Source organism: Aeromicrobium sp. Leaf350 (assembly GCF_916858655.1).
In the GTDB taxonomy this organism is placed as follows: domain Bacteria; phylum Actinomycetota; class Actinomycetes; order Propionibacteriales; family Nocardioidaceae; genus Aeromicrobium.
This window is the reverse complement of sequence record NZ_CAKASL010000002.1, coordinates 775,576-791,639: the sequence shown is the minus strand read 5'-3', so window position 1 is coordinate 791,639 and position 16,064 is coordinate 775,576. Positions and strand designations below refer to the sequence as shown.

The window sequence follows — 16,064 nt, the reverse complement described above, 5'->3', positions numbered from 1 at the left end:
AGGACACACTGGCGTTGTGAAAAACATGGCGACAACTGACGGACCGGCGGGGAGTGTGTCTCACGACGACTCTCCGACGCGTGCGCGCGTCGCCGAGGCGATCCTGCGGGGAGGCCCCTCCACGGCGGCAGCCCTCGCACGCGAGCTCGACCTCACTCCGGCCGCGATCCGGCGTCACCTCGACCACCTGGTGGGCGAGGGCATGCTGGAGCCGCGTGAGCAGCGGATCCTCGGCCAGCGTGGTCGAGGCCGTCCGGCGAAGGTGTTCGCCCTGACCGACGCGGGCCGTGGCCAGTTCGCGCACGCCTACGACGAGATCGCGGTCGACGCCCTGGCGTTCGTGCGCGACACCATGGGCGACGACGCCGTGAAGCGGTTCGCGTCCCACCGGCTCGACGACCTCCGTGCACGGCTCGCCGTGCGCCTGGCCGACCTCGAGCCGTCGGCACGACCGGCCGCCCTGGCCGACGCCCTCAGCGCCGAGGGCTTCGCGGCGTCCACCAGCAACACCCCCGCCGGCACGCAGATGTGCCAGCACCACTGCCCGGTCGCGCACGTGGCCGAGCAGTTCCCCCAGCTGTGCGAGGCCGAGGCGGAGATGTTTGCCGGCCTCCTCGGCACCCACGTGCAACGACTGGCGACCATCGCCCACGGAGACGGCGTGTGCACGACGCACCTGCCCGACCCGGCCACCCCCACACACTCCACCTCGTCCCCCCACGCAGAGAAGGTGACGTCATGACCACCACGTCCCACGAGAACTCCGGCGCGGCTCCCTCCATCGAGGAGCTCAACCCCGGACTCAAGGATGTCGGCCGCTACGAGTTCGGCTGGTCCGACAAGAACGACGTCGGTGCGACGTCGAAGCGCGGCCTCAGCGAGGAGGTCGTGCGTAACATCTCGAACCTCAAGAGCGAGCCGCAGTGGATGCTCGACCTGCGTCTGAAGGGCCTGAAGCTCTTCGAGCGCAAGCCCATGCCCACGTGGGGCTCCGACCTCGGCGGCATCGACTTCGACAACATCAAATACTTCGTGCGGTCGACCGAGAAGCAGGCCGCGACGTGGGACGACCTCCCCGAGGACATCAAGAACACGTACGACCGCCTGGGCATCCCCGAGGCCGAGAAGCAGCGCCTCGTCTCGGGCGTGGCCGCGCAGTACGAGTCCGAGGTCGTCTACCACTCGATCCGTGAGGACCTCGAGGAGCAGGGCGTGCTCTTCCTCGACACCGACACGGCGCTGCGGGAGCACCCGGAGATCTTCCAGGAGTACTTCGGCACCGTCATCCCCGTCGGCGACAACAAGTTCTCCGCGCTGAACTCGGCCGTGTGGTCGGGTGGCTCGTTCATCTACGTGCCCAAGGGCGTCCACGTCGACATCCCGCTGCAGGCGTACTTCCGCATCAACACCGAGAACATGGGTCAGTTCGAGCGGACGCTGATCATCGCCGACGAGGACTCCTACGTCCACTACGTCGAGGGCTGCACCGCGCCGATCTACTCGAGCGACTCGCTGCACTCGGCCGTCGTCGAAATCATCGTGAAGAAGGGCGCCCGCGTCCGCTACACGACGATCCAGAACTGGTCGAACAACGTGTACAACCTGGTCACCAAGCGCGCCGTCTGCGAGGCCGGCGCCACCATGGAGTGGGTCGACGGCAACATCGGCTCGAAGGTCACCATGAAGTACCCGGCCGTCTACCTGATGGGCGAGGGTGCTCGCGGCGAGACGCTGTCGATCGCGTTCGCCGGCGAGGGCCAGCACCAGGACGCCGGCGCCAAGATGGTGCACGCCGCACCGCGCACGTCCAGCTCGATCCTGAGCAAGTCCGTCGCCCGTGGCGGTGGCCGCACGTCGTACCGCGGTCTGCTCCAGGTCAACGAGGGTGCCGAGGGCTCGGCCAGCACGGTCAAGTGCGACGCGCTGCTCGTCGACCAGATCAGCCGCTCCGACACGTACCCGTACGTCGACGTCCGTGAGGACGACGTGACGCTGGGTCACGAGGCCACGGTCTCCAAGCTCAGCGACGACCAGCTCTTCTACTTCATGTCGCGCGGCATGGAGGAGGACGAGGCCATGGCGATGATCGTCCGCGGCTTCGTCGAGCCCATCGCCCGCGAGCTCCCGATGGAGTACGCGCTCGAGCTGAACCGCCTCATTGAACTGCAGATGGAGGGTGCTGTCGGATGACCGTCGTTGACAACATCAACGAAGTGCTGGAGCTCGACCACGTCGAGTCGCACCTGCACCCGGAGCCGTCCTACGACGTCGCCACGCACCCCGTGCCGACGGGGCTCGAGGAGATCTGGCGCTTCACCCCGCTCAAGCGCCTGCGCGGCCTGCTCGACGGTGAGCCCAGCGACGCCCACCTCACGTGGGAGCAGCAGCTCCCGGAGGGCGTCACGCTCAGCGAGATCAGCACGGAGGAGGCCCAGGGCCTCGCCGTGTCGGCCCCGCTCGACCGGCTGGGCGCCCTTGCGGCAGCCAACGCCGGCGGCGCCGTGCTGCTCGACGTGCCCGCCGACCTCGTGGTCGACGAGCCCATCCGCATCACGCTCAGCGGCGACTCGGTCGACAGCACGGTGTGGGGTCACGTCGTGATCCGCGTGGGCCTGCACGCCAAGGCCACCGTCCTGATCGACCACGTGGGCAGCGCCGTGTACGACGCGTTCACGCAGGTCGTCGTCGGCGACGGCGCGCAGCTCGACCTCGTCACCATCAACGACTGGGCCGACGATGCCGTGCACGCCGAGCAGATCAACGTCCGTGTCGGTCGCGACGCCACTGTGCGCGCCTTCGAGTTCACGCTCGGCGGCGACCTGGTGCGCACCAGCACCAACGTCGACTACGCCGGGGCGGGCGGCAGCGCCGACCTGTTCGGCGTCTACTTCGCCGACGCCGGTCAGCACATCGAGCACCGCCTCTTCGCCGACCACACGGCGCCCCGCACCCGCAGCAACGTGCTCTACAAGGGTGCGCTGCAGGGCAAGGACGCGCACACCGTGTGGGTCGGCAACGTGCTGATCCGCAAGGTCGCCGAGGGCATCGACACCTTCGAGCAGAACGACAACCTGGTCCTGACCGACGGCGCCCGCGCCGACTCGGTGCCGAACCTCGAGATCGAGACCGGCGACATCGCCGGCGCCGGTCACGCCAGCACCACCGGGCGGTTCGACGACCAGCACCTGTTCTACCTGCAGAGCCGCGGCATCGAGGAGGACGAGGCCCGCCGCCTCGTCGTCCACGGCTTCTTCAACGACATCATCCGGCGCATCGGCATCCCCGACGTGCAGGAACGTCTGGTCAAGGCGGTCGAGCACGAGCTGGCCGATGTCTGAGTCGACGTTCGCAGCACCGCTCGCGGACGTCCCCGACGGGGGCGTCCTGGCCGTCGAGGTCGAGGGCACCGAGATCGCCCTGGTCCGCCAGGGCGACGAGGTCTACGCGATCCGCGACGAGTGCTCGCACGCCTCGATCCCGCTCTCGGAGGGCGACGTCAACGTCGATCCCGCGAAGGGCCCGTCGATCGAGTGCTGGCTGCACAGCTCGACGTTCTCGCTGCGCACCGGCGAGCCGCTGAACTTCCCGGCCACGGAGCCGGTCCCGACCTACCCCACCACCATCGAAGGCGGCCGTGTCTACGTCGCCCTCCCCGAGGAGAACTGACATGAGCACTCTCGAGATCAAGAACCTGCACGTCTCGGTCGAGACCGAGGACGGCCCGAAGGAGATCCTGCGCGGCGTCGACCTGACCATCAAGTCGGGCGAGGTCCACGCGATCATGGGCCCCAACGGCTCGGGCAAGTCGACCCTGGCGTACTCCATCGCCGGCCACCCCAAGTACGACGTCACCGACGGCGAGGTCCTGCTCGACGGACAGAACGTCCTCGAGCTGAGCGTCGACGAGCGCGCCCGTGCCGGCCTGTTCCTGGCGATGCAGTACCCCGTCGAGGTCCCCGGCGTCTCGGTCGCGAACTTCCTGCGCACCGCGAAGACCGCGATCGACGGCGAGGCCCCCAAGCTCCGCACGTGGGTCAAGGACGTCAACGCGGCACTCGAGCGGGTCACGCTCGACCCCACCTTCGCGCAGCGCAGCGTGAACGAGGGCTTCTCCGGTGGTGAGAAGAAGCGCCACGAGATCGCCCAGCTCGAGCTGCTCAACCCGAAGTTCGCCGTGCTCGACGAGACCGACTCGGGCCTCGACATCGACGCGCTCAAGGTCGTCTCCGACGGGGTCAACCGCTACAGCGAGCAGGGCGACCGCGGTGTCCTGCTGATCACGCACTACACGCGCATCCTCAAGTACATCGCGCCCGACTTCGTGCACGTCTTCGTCGCGGGCCGTCTGGCAGAGACGGGCGGGCGCGAGCTCGCCGACGAGCTCGAGGCCAGCGGCTACGACAAGTACGTCAAGGCCAGTTCTGCGGCTGACGCCGCGGGTGCTGCGGCGGTCTGACATGTCCGCCACCTACGACGTCGCACGGGTTCGGGAGGACTTCCCGATCCTGCAGCGTCGCCTGGCCGGGGACCTGCCGCTGGTCTACCTCGACAGCGCCAACACGTCGCAGAAGCCGCGGCAGGTCGTCGACGCCATCGACGCTCACTACCTGGCGCACAACGCCAACGTGGCGCGCGCGATGCACCAGCTCGGCGCGGAGGCCAGCGAGGCCTTCGAGCTCGGCCGCACCAAGGTCGCCGGCTTCATCGGCGCGAGCCGTCGCGAGGAGGTCGTGTTCACCAAGAACGCGTCCGAGGCGATCAACCTCGTCGCCCGCGTGCTGGGTGACGCGGGTGCCGTGGGGCCCGGTGACGAGATCGTCATCAGCCAGATGGAGCACCACTCCAACATCGTGCCGTGGCAGCTCCTCGCGGAGCGCACCGGAGCGACGCTGCGCTGGTTCGGCATCACGCCGGAGGGTCGCCTCGACCTCGAGGACGACCCGATCACCGAGCGCACCAAGATCGTCGCGGTCACGTGGGTCTCGAACATGCTCGGCACGATCAACCCGGTCGCCGAGGTCGTCGCCCGCGCGAAGGCGGTCGGCGCCTACACGTTGATCGACGCCTCGCAGGCCGTCCCGCAGATCCCGGTCGACGTCGCCGCGCTCGGGGCCGACTTCGTGGCGTTCACCGGTCACAAGATGGTCGGTCCCACCGGCATCGGCGTGCTCCACGGCCGGTACGACCTGCTCGCGTCGCTCCCGCCGTTCCTCGGTGGTGGCGAGATGATCGAGACCGTCACGATGGAGCGGTCGACCTTCGCGCCTCCGCCGGCACGGTTCGAGGCCGGCACGCCGCCGATCGCGCAGTCGGTCGGTCTCGGTGCCGCCGTGGACTACCTGACGGCGCTCGGCATGGAGAACGTCGCCGCGCACGAGCAGGCCATCACGGCCTACGCGCTCGAGCGCCTCGTCGAGATCGACGGCCTCACGGTCGTGGGTCCGAAGGAGGCGGTCGACCGCGGGGGAGCGATCAGCTTCACGCTCGACGGCGTCCACCCGCACGACGTCGCCCAGCTGCTCGACAGCAAGGGAGTCGCGGTGCGGGCGGGCCACCACTGCGCCAAGCCGGCTCACGCCCACTTCGGCGTGCAGTCCACGACCCGCGCGTCGTTCTACCTCTACACGACCGAGGCCGAGATCGACGCGCTCGTCGACAGCATCTGGCACACCAAGAAGTACTTCGGAGCGTGACCATGACCAACAGTGCCAATTCCGACGCCATGAACGTGGACTCTCTGTACCAGGAGATCATCCTCGACCACTACAAGCACCCGCACGGGGCCGGACTGCGCGACGGCGGCGACGCCGAGGTGCACCACGTCAACCCCACCTGCGGCGACGAGATCACCCTGCGGGTGCACCTCGACGGCGACGTCGTCCGCGACGTCTCCTACGACGCCGAGGGATGCTCCATCAGCCAGGCCTCGGCCTCGGTGATGAACGAGCTCGTCGTGGGTCACTCCGTCGCCGACGGCTTCGCGACGCTCGATGCCTTCCAGGCCCTCATGCAGGGCAAGGGGCAGGTCGAGCCCGACGAGGACGTGCTCGAGGACGGCATCGCCTTCGCCGGTGTCGCCCAGTTCCCCGCGCGCGTGAAGTGCGCGCTTCTCTCCTGGATGGCCTTCAAGGACGCGGCCACACAAGCCACGGGGGCCCAGGCCGCCGGAAAGGACGCATCATGACCACCGACCACACCGACCTTCCCGAGGTCGACACCGCGGCTCCCGCCGCCGGAGCCACGACCAGCGAGGACGTGCTCGAGGCGATGAAGGACGTCGTCGACCCCGAGCTCGGCATCAACGTCGTCGACCTCGGCCTCGTCTACGGGGCGCACGTCGACGAGCACAGCAACACCGTGCTGCAGATGACCCTCACGTCCGCGGCCTGCCCGCTGACCGACGTCATCGAGGACCAGACGCGCTCGGCGCTCGACGGCATCGTCAACGAGTTCCGCATCGACTGGGTCTGGATGCCGCCGTGGGGCCCGGACAAGATCACCGACGACGGCCGCGAGATGCTGCGCGCCCTCGGCTTCAACATCGGCTGAGGTTACCCAGGCTCTCGCCGTCCACAGCGCCCCGACTTCGGCTTCCCGCCGAGGCCGGGGCGCTGTTGCGTGGATGTGTGAGCCTTGCTGCCGATCTGAGGTAGCCGGTTCCCCGATCTAGGGATCTCGCCCGATGTGGGCGCCTACCTCAGGCTTCCAGGATCGAGACATGATCATCGATCCCCAGACCTTCGTCCAGGTCGAGGCGCAGCGCCGTCTCGCCGACACGCCCCCGCCGCGGACGCGCGTCGAGCGGGTGGTGCGCCCCCGGCGTCACCGCCACCACCGCGGACCCGTGCTGCGGCTCGCCGCGTGGGCCACCGGCCGCACCGCCTACATCTGAGCGTGGACACGGCCGACTCGTCAGTCCCGTCGGCCATCATGGAGGACATGGCGACCGAGCGTGCTCCCTCGACACCTCTCGTGGGTCGCCGTCGTGAGCTCGACCAGCTGCTCGCGGCGTGCGGCGTGACCGATGTCGAGTCCCGTGACGTCGTCCTGCTCGGGGGTGACGCCGGCATCGGCAAGACCCGGCTGCTCCGTGAGCTGAGCATCCGGGCTCGTGACGCCGGGCACCGCGTCCTCGTGGGCCACTGCCTCGACCTCGGTGACAGCGCCCTGCCGTACCAGCCGTTCGCCGAGGCTCTCGCGTCGCTGTCCGACGACGAGCGGGAGGACCTGGGCGGCCGCTTCCCGGCGCTCGGGCCCTTGCTTCCGTGGTCTGCGGCCAACCCGGGAACCGGCGTGGAGCGGGCCGAGCTCTTCGCGTCCGTCGTCGCCGCTCTCGACTCGGTGGCGGTCGACCAGCCCCTGCTGCTCGTCATCGAGGACGCGCACTGGGCCGATGCCTCGACCCGGCACCTGATTCGTTACGTCCTCGCGCAGGGCTTCCACGGTCCGGTGCACCTGGTGGTCAGCTATCGCGCGGACGACCTGCACCGCAGGCACCCGCTCCGCCAGGCGCTCGCCGAGTGGGTGCGGCTGCCCGGGGCACGTCGTCTCGAGCTCGAGCCGCTGGCCGATGCCGACGTGGCCGTGCTGGCGCAGGAGCGAGTCACCGGCGGCCTGACGAACGACGAGCTCCGCGCGGTGGTGCAGCGGGCCGCGGGCAATGCGTTCTTCGTCGAGGAGCTGCTCGATGCCGGCGGCGACGACCACACGGCGGCCCTCCCGGAGACGCTGAGCGACCTCCTGCTCGTGCGCCTCGACCGCCTCGACGAGCCGGCTCGTCGTCTCGTGCGGGCGGCGTCGGTCACGGACGGCCGGGAGGGCTTCGCCGCTCTGGCGGCAGCCGCCGCGCTGACCGAGGACGAGCTCGACGCTGCGCTCGGCTCTGCCGTCGACCACAAGGTGCTGAGGCGCACCGGCACCGACGACTACGGCTTCCGGCACGCGTTGCTCGGCGAGGCGCTGCGTGACGACCTGCTGCCGGGGGAGCGGCGTCGCATCCACGCCGCCTTCCTGGCGGCGCTCGACGACACCGCTCCGTCGGCCACCGTGGCACGCCACGCCCTCGCTGCCGGCGACCGCGAGACCGCGTTCGCCGCCACGGTGCGGGCCGCCGAAGCCGCCGGCCGGGTGGCGGGCTACGACGAGGCAGCCCGCCACTACGAGCAGGCACTCGCGCTGATCGACGCCGCCCCGGCCGGCACCGACGAGGTCGACCTCGTGATCGATGCCGCCAACGCGCTCGTGACCTCGGGCGAGCTGCTGCGGGCGCTCGAGCTCCTGCGCGACCACCTGGCTCAGCTGCCGGACGACGTCGGCCGTGACGGCCACGGTCGCCTGCTCGTGGCGATCGGCAACACCACGTACTACGCCAATCTCGACGGCGACGCGGAGGAGGCGAGCATCGAGGCGGCGCGGGTGGTGCCTGACGAGGTCACGGTGCTGCGCGCCGAGGTGGCCGCCCTGCGGTCGCGCACCCTCGCCGGTCGCCGGCGCGACGACGAGGCAGCGGCCTGGGGCGAGCAGGCCCTGGCCATCGCGGAGCAGATCGGTGCCGAGGCCGTGATCTCGGACGCGAAGTCCACCCTGACCCGCCTCATGGTCCGCTCGGGCGAGGACCCCGCGAAGGCCAAGCTCGCCTTTCGCGAGCTCATCGACGGCTCGAGGGCTTCCGGACACGTCCTGGGCGAGCTGCGGGGCCTGCACCAGATGGCCTTCGTGCACTTCAACGACGGTGAGCTCGACGAGGCCGAGTGGGCCTTCGCCGAGGCCATGCGACGAGCGGAGCAGACCGGCTGGGCGTGGGGCCCCTACGGCTTCGACGGGCGGTTCTTCGGCGCCTTGCTCGCCTACATCCGGGGCCGGTGGGACGAGGCTCTCGAGCTCTGTGACGTCGGACCTGCCGCGCCCTCGATGATGGCCGCCTACCTGGGCGCCATCGCCTCGCTCGTCGCCGCCGGGCGGGGCGACCTCGGCCAGATCGAGCGCACGCTCCCGATGCGATCCATCTGGCGGCACGAGGTCGCGTCGTCGGTGCACAGCTCGGCGGCCCTGATCGACCTGCATGGCGCCGCGGGTGACCTGGCGGCCGCACGTCAGACCTACGACCAGCTGGTCGAGCTGCAGACCCGCGCGTGGGACGAGCCGCTCTTCCCCGGACGCGTCCGCCTGGCGGCACTGCTGGCCGGGCAGCACGCCGCCGCGGCACCGGGTCTCGAGCGGTCCGAGCGGGCGGCGCTCCTCGAGCACGCCACTGAGCTCGCTGCCTCGGTGGAGGCCGTCGTCGGCGACAACGCCACCTTCGGGCCGGAAGGCCAGGCGTGGCGCCGGCGGGCCCATGCCGAGGTCGCCCGGCTTCGATGGGTCTGCGGGGTCGACGCCTCGTCCGCCGCCGAGCTCGTCGAGCTGTGGCGTGGCGTCCATGCCGCCTTCATCGCCCTCGACGACCCGTACGAGTCGGCGCGTTCCGCAGCACGCCTTGCGGCCGTGCTCCTCGCGACGGGCGATGATGCCGAGGCCACCGCCCTCATCACCTCGGCACGCGCCGCCGCCGAACGTCTCGGGGCGAGGCCGCTGATCGACGAGCTCGACCTCCTGTCACCCCGAGCTGCCTCGACCGACGTCGTCCTGACCCCGCGCGAGCACGAGGTGCTGCAGCAGGTCGCCCTGGGCCACAGCAACGGCGAGATCGGGACGCGGTTGTTCATCAGCACCAAGACGGTGTCGGTGCACGTCTCCAACATCCTGGGCAAGCTCGGCGCCTCGAGCCGAGCCGAGGCCGCCGCGATCGCCCGTCGCCGAGGTCTCCTGGACGCCTAGGAGCCGGAGCTCTGGGCGAGGAAGGCAGCCGCGATCGACGTCATGGCGGTCGGGTCCAGGCTGCCGCTGCTCGTCGAGACCGTCATGTAGACGATCTCGTCGGCGCTGGGCTGGATCGTGAGGGTCACCGAACGGCTGGAGGCGCTGATGACGGCGTCCACGGCACCCTCGACCGTCACGGTCTCCGCGCCCGAGCTCCGACTCAGCTCCACGGTTCCCGTCGGGTCGTCGTTGGACGAGCGGGACAGCTGAACCGTCGCGAGGTGGTCGCCGAGGTAGGCACACCGGACGCTGGTGCCGCTGCGGCCGCCCCGAGCGAGCTGGATCGTGTCGACCCCGTCCTCGATCGTCGCGTCGTCGGCGGGAAGGCACGCGCTGTCGACCTCCGTCGTGAGTGCCTGCGACTCGAAGTCGTCCGGGATCGCCGGGAGGTACGCCTCGAGGAACTCGATCATGGCGTCCTCCGACACCCGGTTGGCGGGGTCGGTGTTGCCGGGGGAGTCGTTGCGCAGCAGCACCTCGTGGTCACCCACGCGCACACCGATCGAGATGGTGAGGGTCTCGCCGCCGAAGGACTGTTCACTGCGGAACGCCTCGTCGCCGAGGTCGTCGACGGGTTCGGTGCCGCTGTTGCCGCCGAGGATCTCGACCCGGTCCTCGAGCGTCTCGTCCGAGTCGACGACCTTGATGCCGAAGCTGACCGAGTAGACGTCGCCCACCGTGCAGCCGTCGTAGGTGAGGTCGCCGATCAGCAGCGTGGGAACGAGGTCCTCACCGTTCGGGTTCAGCGGGTCCGCCACCGACCGGTCCACGATCGTGCACGCGCTGACCTGTCCGGTCGTGCTGCGTCCGCCGTCCGTCGCCGTGGTGGACGGCGGAGACGGGTCGTCGTCGGTGCTGCCCCCACAAGCGGTCAGGAGCAGAGCAACGGCCAGTGCCGTGACCGCTCTCGCTGAGGTCTTGCGCATCGTCGGCCCCCGCTCGCTGGATGGTCACGACATCCTGCCACGACCGGGGCGGTCAGAACCGGCCGCCGCGACTCCGGCCACCACGGGAACCGGAGGACCGTCGACTCGACGACGAGCGCCTCGAGGACGAGGAGCGGCGCGACGACGACCGACGCGACGACGACCGCCGACTCGAGCCCCCACCGCTCCAGGCGCCGCTGCTGCCCCAACCGCCACCCCAGCCGCCGAACGAGGACGACTGGTCTGCCTCAGCCCGGTTCACGTCCGCCCGCGCCAGGCTCTCGGCCGATGCGGCGAGCTGGTCGGCCTGCTCCGCCTCGGCGAGCGCGGCGACCGGATCGGCGACCTGGGTCTGCTGCGCGGCGGCCAGGTGACGCCCGGCCTCGGACAACCGTGTGCGCGCCTCGGCGCCGATCGATCCGGCCCGGGCGTCCACGTACTGACTGACGCTCTGGATCCGGGTCTCGACCCGGGACACCGTGCCGGCGAGCGCAGCACGAGCCTGCTCGACCCGCGCGACCTCGGCCATGACGGGTGCGAGGGCCGAGGCGAGCGCCGTCTCGGCGTCCTGCAGCGCCGCCACGGTCGCCAGAGGATCCTGGTCGGAAGCCCGCGACGTCTCGGCGACGCCTCGCGCCCGTGTGGCCGCCGTCGTCACGCTCGGGTCGTCGGCGCCGTGCTCCGCCGCATCGACGAGGAGGGCGTCGATCTGGGTCAAGCACTGCGCGATCGTGGCAGGAGCGGCCTGGAGCGCTGCGTCCGCGCCGTCGACGGCGTCGAGCAGGGTCGAGGCATGGCCGAGCGCGGCTTCCGCCGAGCGGGCGTGGGCCACGGCGGCGGCGCGATCACCCTCGATCGCCGCCTGCCCCCTGGTCACGTCCTGCTGCGCCTGGGCGAGGAGCCGTTCGACCTCCTGAGGATGATCGTCGACCGAGCCGAGAGCGCTGACCGGATAGCGCGCCGCCAGCCCCTCGAGGGTTGCACGAGCCGCAGGCAGCCTGGTCCCGACCTCGGCAGCCCGGGTGGCCAGCTCCGTGAGCATCTCCGGCGCACGTCGGTGGAGGTCGCGCAGGGCCTCGAAGGCTTCGATCTTCGCGTCCAGCGTCTCGTTCGCCCGGGTGCAGAGCGCGATGATCTCCTCGGCGATGGTCCGTCGTTCCTCGTCCGACTCCGGGACGTCGTCGTCGAGGCGCTGACGGAGCTCGAAGGCCTGGGTGACGAGGGCACGAGAGTCGGTGAGCGCCGTCTGGAACTCGAGCGTGCCCTGGGTGCCGAACTGGGCCTGGGCGAAGGACAGCTCCTGCTCGGACGTGCGGATGGCGTCGTCCGCCGCCACGAGGGCCGAGCCACTGCGCTGCTCGATGTCGGCCAAGGACGCTGCAGCCGCCCCGCGACGTCGAGCACCCCGCCACAGCACGGTGGCGCCCGCCCCGCCGCCGACCACGGCCACGACCCCGAGGGTGATCCAGAGCCCCGGGCCGCGTTCGCCGGCGTCGACCAGGCCGTCTGCGGTGGCGATCGCGGCACCGGCCCAGTCGCTGTCGCGCAGGTGGGGGAGCAGGTGGTCGTCCACGACCTCGTCGACCTGGTCGTCGGACAGCGCGAAGCCGTCGGCGACCGACAGGCCGTAGGAGCGCTCCTCCGTCGCGATGGCGAGCAGGACGTCCTCCTCGCCCAGACGTGAGAGCGAGGCCGTCAGATCGGCCCACTCCGACCCGTCGACGCCGTCGAACGTCGGGACGACCACGACGAACAGCTGGTAGCCGGTCGCGGCCTGGTGCTCGTCGAGCGCCCGCCGCACCTCGTCGGCGCGGTCGTCCAGGACCCCTTCGGGGTCGGTCACCGGGCCCGACACGTCGAGCGGTGGCTCAGCCAGCGCGGCCGGTGGCCAGGCCACGACGAAGAGGGTCGTCAGGACGAGCGCGGCGGTGGCCGCGAGTCTCGAGGCGAAGGGCATGGGGTGAGCCTAGGTCGCGACGGCTCCGCCCTCAGGAGTCCTGGTCGTCGAAGCCGTCGTCGGGAGTCCACGTCACGGAGCGGTCGTCGTAGATGTCGTTCTGGAACACGACCTCGCCGTCCTCCACCTCGGGCTCGTCGCAGGCGAACTCCCCGAGCTCGTCGTCGAGCTCCCACGTGCGCAGATCGGATGTGACGAGTGCTGCACCCTGGTCGGGAGCCTGCTGCTCGAAGGCGTCGTCGACATAGCAGCCGAGCGCGACGGCGACGGTGGTGCCGTCCGTACCGGCGCCGACCTCGAGGCAGCCGTCACCGGCCACGAAGATGGGCCGCGGCTCGGTCCAGGCCTCCGGGTCGCGCGGATCGGAGTGCTGGACGAGGACCTGACGGATGTCGTCGGGATCGATCCAGACCACGAGCTCGGCTCCCGAGTCCAGCTCGAGCTCCACGAAGGCGTTGTCACGGTTCGGGTGGACGTCTCCGCCGTCCTCGCTGTACTCCTCCGGATCGGGCGCCTGCAGCTCGGAGGCGTACGCGAAGGGCTTCTCGTCGTCGTCCGCGGCGTCCTCCGAGCACGCCGTCAGGGCACTGACGAGCACGAGGACGGGAAGCAGGGCGAGGAGAGGGTGTCGAACAGCACGCATGCCGCAGCGTACGACGCGGGTAGGATGGTGGGGTGATCATCCAGCGCGAGTGAGCCGGCCGACGCCCCCGGCCCTGTTCTTCCTCCTCGAAAGTTCCTCATGATCACCGTCAACGACGTGACGCTGCGCTTCGGTGCGCGCGTCCTGATGTCCAACGTCTCCTTCCGGGTCGACACCGGCGACAAGATCGGCCTCGTCGGCCGCAACGGCGCCGGCAAGACCACCCTCACGCGCATGCTCTCCGGCGACGGCCAGCCGTCCGAGGGCTCGATCACCCACCGCGGCAAGATCGGCTACCTGCCGCAGGACCCGAAGATCGGCGACCTGTCGACCACGGCGCGTGATCGCATCCTCGGCGCACGCGGCCTCGACGAGGCCCTCGACCTGATGCGCAAGGCCGAGATCGACATGGGCTCCGCCGACTCGGCGACCGCCGAGAAGGCGATGCGCACCTACGGGCGCGCGCAGGACGCCTTCGCCGCCGGTGGCGGGTACGCCGCCGAGGCCGAGGCCGCCACGATCTCCGCCGCCCTGGGTCTGCCCGATCGCGTGCTCGAGCAGCCGCTCTCGACCCTGTCCGGCGGACAGCGTCGCCGCATCGAGCTGGCGCGCATCCTGTTCAGCGACGCCGAGACGATGCTCCTCGACGAGCCCACGAACCACCTCGACGCCGACTCGGTGACGTGGCTGCGTGGCTTCCTCAAGAACTACTCCGGCGGCCTGGTGATCATCAGCCACGACGTCGAGCTGATCGAGGAGACCGTCAACAAGGTCCTGTACCTCGACGCGAACCGCGCGACGATCGACATCTACAACATGGGTTGGAAGCACTACGTGCGCCAGCGCGAGGCCGACGAGGTGCGCCGCAAGCGCGAGCGCGAGATCACGACGAAGACCGCCGAGCGCCTGCAGATGCAGGGCAACAAGATGCGCGCCAAGGCCAGCAAGGCCACCGCTGCCCAGCAGATGCTGCGTCGCGCCGAGGACATGATGGCGGGCCTGGAGGGTGTGCGTCAGTCCGAGAAGGTCGCCAAGATCGACTTCCCGAGCCCTGCGGCCTGCGGCAAGACACCCCTCATGGCCGAGGGCCTGTCGAAGTCGTACGGATCGCTCGAGATCTTCACCGACGTGAACCTCGCGATCGACAAGGGCAGCCGCGTCGTGGTGCTCGGGTTCAACGGCGCCGGAAAGACGACGCTGCTGCGCATGCTCGCCGGCGAGCTGGTCTCGGACTCCGGCGAGATCCAGCCCGGCCACGGGCTCAAGATCGGCTACTTCGCCCAGGAGCACGAGACGCTCGACCCGGACCGCACGGTGCTGCAGAACATGCAGGCCAGCGCTCCCGACCTGACCGACACCCAGGCACGGAGCGTGCTCGGCGCCTTCCTCTTCACGGGCGACGACGCCGACAAGCCGGCGCGAGTGCTGTCCGGCGGCGAGAAGACGCGTCTCGCGCTGGCGGGGCTCATCGTCTCGAGCGCCAACGTGCTGCTGCTCGACGAGCCGACCAACAACCTGGACCCCGCCTCACGCGAGGAGGTGCTGTCGGCGATCCGGCGGTACCAGGGCGCGATCGTGCTGGTCTCGCACGACGAGGGCGCCGTGCAGGCGCTCGAGCCGGACCGGGTCCTGTTGCTGCCGGACGGCGACGAGGACCTCTGGAACGACGACTACGCCGACCTCATCTCGCTGGCGTGACCTCGCGGTCGGCCGCCGCCGGCGAGGGGTTCGCCCTGGCGGCCGCCTTGCGTCGCTCCTGGCGTTCGGCCCGGGCGAACCACCCGTAGCCGACGATGGCGAGGGCGGCGAAGAACCACCACTGCAGCCCGTAGAAGAAGTGCGGACCCTGACCGAGGTCGGGGCGGGGCTCGACGTCGACGCCGTCGGTCGCCGGGTCCTGCAGGTTCAGGTAGCCGTCGCGCAGGTCGTACGGCACGTGCTCGGCGAGACCCTCGCTCGAGATCGCGCGGACCTGGCCGTCGTTGACCCGGACGGCCTGTCCGGTGGCGGTGCTGTCGACGCGGATCCAACCGCTCACGTCGACGGATCCGTCGGGCGGCTCCGGGATGTCGTCCGGGGCCGCGTTGGTGCGGAGCGTCTCGACGAAGCCGCGGTCGACCATCAGGGCCGTGCCGTCGTCCAGCACCAGGGGCGTCAGGACGTCGACCCCGGGGCGTCCGTCACGACTGACGTACTTGACCGTGACCTGGTGGTCGAGGTCGAACGTGCCCGTGGCGCTCACGACGGTCCACTCCTGCTCGGAGCGCACGTCGGAGCCCTGCGGCACGACGTCCTCCAGGGGCACGGGATCCTCGGAGAGGTGCTCGCGCACGAGCTCGTTGCGCACCTGACGGTCCTCGAGCTTGTGGAACTGCCAGATGCCCAGCTGGATGCAGACGCCCGACAGCACGACCACGAAGACGGCGAATCCCACCCAGCGGGCGGACAGGAGGAACCGGAGCTCACGCATCAGCAGCTCCGACGGGCACGGTCTCGCGCCAGAACCCCCGGGCGGACAGGAACGAGGTCAGCGACGCGTCGTGGTCGGGGCACGCGAGCCAGACCTTGCGGCGGTCCGGCGTGTGCAGCTTGGGGTTGTTCCAGCGCACCTCGACGGTGGCCCCGGCCGTGCATCCCTTCGCCGAGCAGGTCAGCTCGTCGCCTGAGTCAGCGGGCACAG

16 protein-coding genes are annotated in these 16,064 nt (G+C 70.4%); 11 read left to right on the top strand and 5 right to left on the bottom strand.

Features of this window, described 5'->3' with window-relative positions:
• The first annotated feature begins 55 nt into the window (after positions 1 to 55).
• The 10 genes from LO931_RS12880 (at position 56) to LO931_RS12835 (ending at position 9,816) form a co-directional block, all read left to right on the top strand.
• Entirely contained in the window at positions 56 to 742 is a 687-nt protein-coding gene (locus LO931_RS12880; RefSeq protein ID WP_229054113.1) for a metalloregulator ArsR/SmtB family transcription factor, read from the top strand.
• Positions 739 to 2,190, top strand: coding sequence for a Fe-S cluster assembly protein SufB (gene sufB, locus LO931_RS12875; protein WP_229054111.1), 1,452 nt, complete (start codon positions 739 to 741; stop codon positions 2,188 to 2,190). The genes LO931_RS12880 and sufB overlap by 4 nt, the downstream gene beginning before the upstream one ends.
• Positions 2,187 to 3,338, top strand: coding sequence for a Fe-S cluster assembly protein SufD (sufD, locus tag LO931_RS12870; protein ID WP_229054110.1), 1,152 nt, complete (start codon positions 2,187 to 2,189; stop codon positions 3,336 to 3,338). The genes sufB and sufD overlap by 4 nt, the downstream gene beginning before the upstream one ends.
• Positions 3,331 to 3,666: a non-heme iron oxygenase ferredoxin subunit gene (locus tag LO931_RS12865; protein WP_229054108.1), complete on the top strand. Its 336-nt coding sequence runs from the start codon at positions 3,331 to 3,333 to the stop codon at positions 3,664 to 3,666. Before sufD ends, LO931_RS12865 begins: the two co-directional genes overlap by 8 nt.
• A 1-nt stretch (position 3,667) precedes the next feature.
• Complete coding sequence (sufC, locus tag LO931_RS12860; protein ID WP_229054106.1) at positions 3,668 to 4,456, top strand: Fe-S cluster assembly ATPase SufC; 789 nt, start codon at positions 3,668 to 3,670, stop codon at positions 4,454 to 4,456.
• 1 nt (position 4,457) lies between these two features.
• Complete coding sequence (locus LO931_RS12855; protein WP_229054104.1) at positions 4,458 to 5,693, top strand: cysteine desulfurase; 1,236 nt, start codon at positions 4,458 to 4,460, stop codon at positions 5,691 to 5,693.
• A gap of 29 nt (positions 5,694 to 5,722) precedes the next feature.
• Positions 5,723 to 6,184: a Fe-S cluster assembly sulfur transfer protein SufU gene (gene sufU, locus LO931_RS12850; RefSeq protein WP_229054102.1), complete on the top strand. Its 462-nt coding sequence runs from the start codon at positions 5,723 to 5,725 to the stop codon at positions 6,182 to 6,184.
• Complete coding sequence (locus LO931_RS12845; protein ID WP_255657922.1) at positions 6,181 to 6,549, top strand: metal-sulfur cluster assembly factor; 369 nt, start codon at positions 6,181 to 6,183, stop codon at positions 6,547 to 6,549. The genes sufU and LO931_RS12845 overlap by 4 nt, the downstream gene beginning before the upstream one ends.
• 169 nt (positions 6,550 to 6,718) lie before the next feature.
• The gene (locus LO931_RS12840) at positions 6,719 to 6,892 is read left to right on the top strand and encodes a hypothetical protein (protein ID WP_229054101.1); all 174 of its coding nucleotides are present in this window, start codon (positions 6,719 to 6,721) and stop codon (positions 6,890 to 6,892) included.
• Positions 6,893 to 6,939: 47 nt separating this feature from the next.
• Entirely contained in the window at positions 6,940 to 9,816 is a 2,877-nt protein-coding gene (locus tag LO931_RS12835) for a LuxR family transcriptional regulator (protein WP_229054100.1), read from the top strand.
• Here LO931_RS12835 and LO931_RS12830 read toward each other — a convergent pair.
• Genes LO931_RS12830 through LO931_RS12820 form a run of 3 tightly spaced genes read right to left on the bottom strand, consistent with a single transcriptional unit; the run spans position 9,813 to position 13,384 of the window.
• A complete protein-coding gene (locus LO931_RS12830) occupies positions 9,813 to 10,784 on the bottom strand; it encodes a hypothetical protein (RefSeq protein ID WP_229054099.1) in 972 nt (323 codons plus the stop codon). The two genes, LO931_RS12835 and LO931_RS12830, sit on opposite strands and share 4 nt — an antisense overlap.
• 52 nt (positions 10,785 to 10,836) lie before the next feature.
• Entirely contained in the window at positions 10,837 to 12,741 is a 1,905-nt protein-coding gene (locus tag LO931_RS12825; RefSeq protein WP_229054098.1) for a TPM domain-containing protein, read from the bottom strand.
• A 31-nt stretch (positions 12,742 to 12,772) separates the two neighbouring features.
• Positions 12,773 to 13,384, bottom strand: a complete 612-nt coding sequence (locus tag LO931_RS12820; RefSeq protein ID WP_229054096.1) for a hypothetical protein — start codon at positions 13,382 to 13,384, stop codon at positions 12,773 to 12,775.
• Between the two features lie 99 nt (positions 13,385 to 13,483).
• On the opposite strand from LO931_RS12820, the gene abc-f reads away from it, so the two are divergent.
• The gene (gene abc-f / locus LO931_RS12815) at positions 13,484 to 15,082 is read left to right on the top strand and encodes a ribosomal protection-like ABC-F family protein (protein ID WP_229054095.1); all 1,599 of its coding nucleotides are present in this window, start codon (positions 13,484 to 13,486) and stop codon (positions 15,080 to 15,082) included.
• Here the strand turns inward: abc-f and LO931_RS12810 are convergent.
• Both LO931_RS12810 and LO931_RS12805 read right to left on the bottom strand, forming a co-directional pair.
• A complete protein-coding gene (locus tag LO931_RS12810; RefSeq protein WP_229054093.1) occupies positions 15,066 to 15,854 on the bottom strand; it encodes an SURF1 family protein in 789 nt (262 codons plus the stop codon). The two genes, abc-f and LO931_RS12810, sit on opposite strands and share 17 nt — an antisense overlap.
• The gene (locus LO931_RS12805) at positions 15,847 to 16,062 is read right to left on the bottom strand and encodes an acetone carboxylase (RefSeq protein WP_229054091.1); all 216 of its coding nucleotides are present in this window, start codon (positions 16,060 to 16,062) and stop codon (positions 15,847 to 15,849) included. Before LO931_RS12805 ends, LO931_RS12810 begins: the two co-directional genes overlap by 8 nt.
• Between the last annotated feature and the right edge of the window lie 2 nt (positions 16,063 to 16,064).

Excerpts from the sequence above, each read along its gene's own strand:
- sufD (WP_229054110.1), top strand. The coding sequence starts at position 2,187 with ATGACCGTCGTTGACAACATCAACGAAGTGCTGGAGCTCGACCACGTC.
- LO931_RS12865 (WP_229054108.1), top strand. The coding sequence starts at position 3,331 with ATGTCTGAGTCGACGTTCGCAGCACCGCTCGCGGACGTCCCCGACGGG.
- abc-f (WP_229054095.1), top strand. The coding sequence starts at position 13,484 with ATGATCACCGTCAACGACGTGACGCTGCGCTTCGGTGCGCGCGTCCTG.
- LO931_RS12830 (WP_229054099.1), bottom strand. The coding sequence starts at position 10,784 with ATGCGCAAGACCTCAGCGAGAGCGGTCACGGCACTGGCCGTTGCTCTG.
- LO931_RS12810 (WP_229054093.1), bottom strand. The coding sequence starts at position 15,854 with ATGCGTGAGCTCCGGTTCCTCCTGTCCGCCCGCTGGGTGGGATTCGCC.
- sufC (WP_229054106.1), top strand. The coding sequence starts at position 3,668 with ATGAGCACTCTCGAGATCAAGAACCTGCACGTCTCGGTCGAGACCGAG.
- LO931_RS12840 (WP_229054101.1), top strand. The coding sequence starts at position 6,719 with ATGATCATCGATCCCCAGACCTTCGTCCAGGTCGAGGCGCAGCGCCGT.
- LO931_RS12855 (WP_229054104.1), top strand. The coding sequence starts at position 4,458 with ATGTCCGCCACCTACGACGTCGCACGGGTTCGGGAGGACTTCCCGATC.
- LO931_RS12835 (WP_229054100.1), top strand. The coding sequence starts at position 6,940 with ATGGCGACCGAGCGTGCTCCCTCGACACCTCTCGTGGGTCGCCGTCGT.
- LO931_RS12845 (WP_255657922.1), top strand. The coding sequence starts at position 6,181 with ATGACCACCGACCACACCGACCTTCCCGAGGTCGACACCGCGGCTCCC.
- LO931_RS12825 (WP_229054098.1), bottom strand. The coding sequence starts at position 12,741 with ATGCCCTTCGCCTCGAGACTCGCGGCCACCGCCGCGCTCGTCCTGACG.
- sufU (WP_229054102.1), top strand. The coding sequence starts at position 5,723 with ATGAACGTGGACTCTCTGTACCAGGAGATCATCCTCGACCACTACAAG.
- sufB (WP_229054111.1), top strand. The coding sequence starts at position 739 with ATGACCACCACGTCCCACGAGAACTCCGGCGCGGCTCCCTCCATCGAG.
- LO931_RS12820 (WP_229054096.1), bottom strand. The coding sequence starts at position 13,384 with ATGCGTGCTGTTCGACACCCTCTCCTCGCCCTGCTTCCCGTCCTCGTG.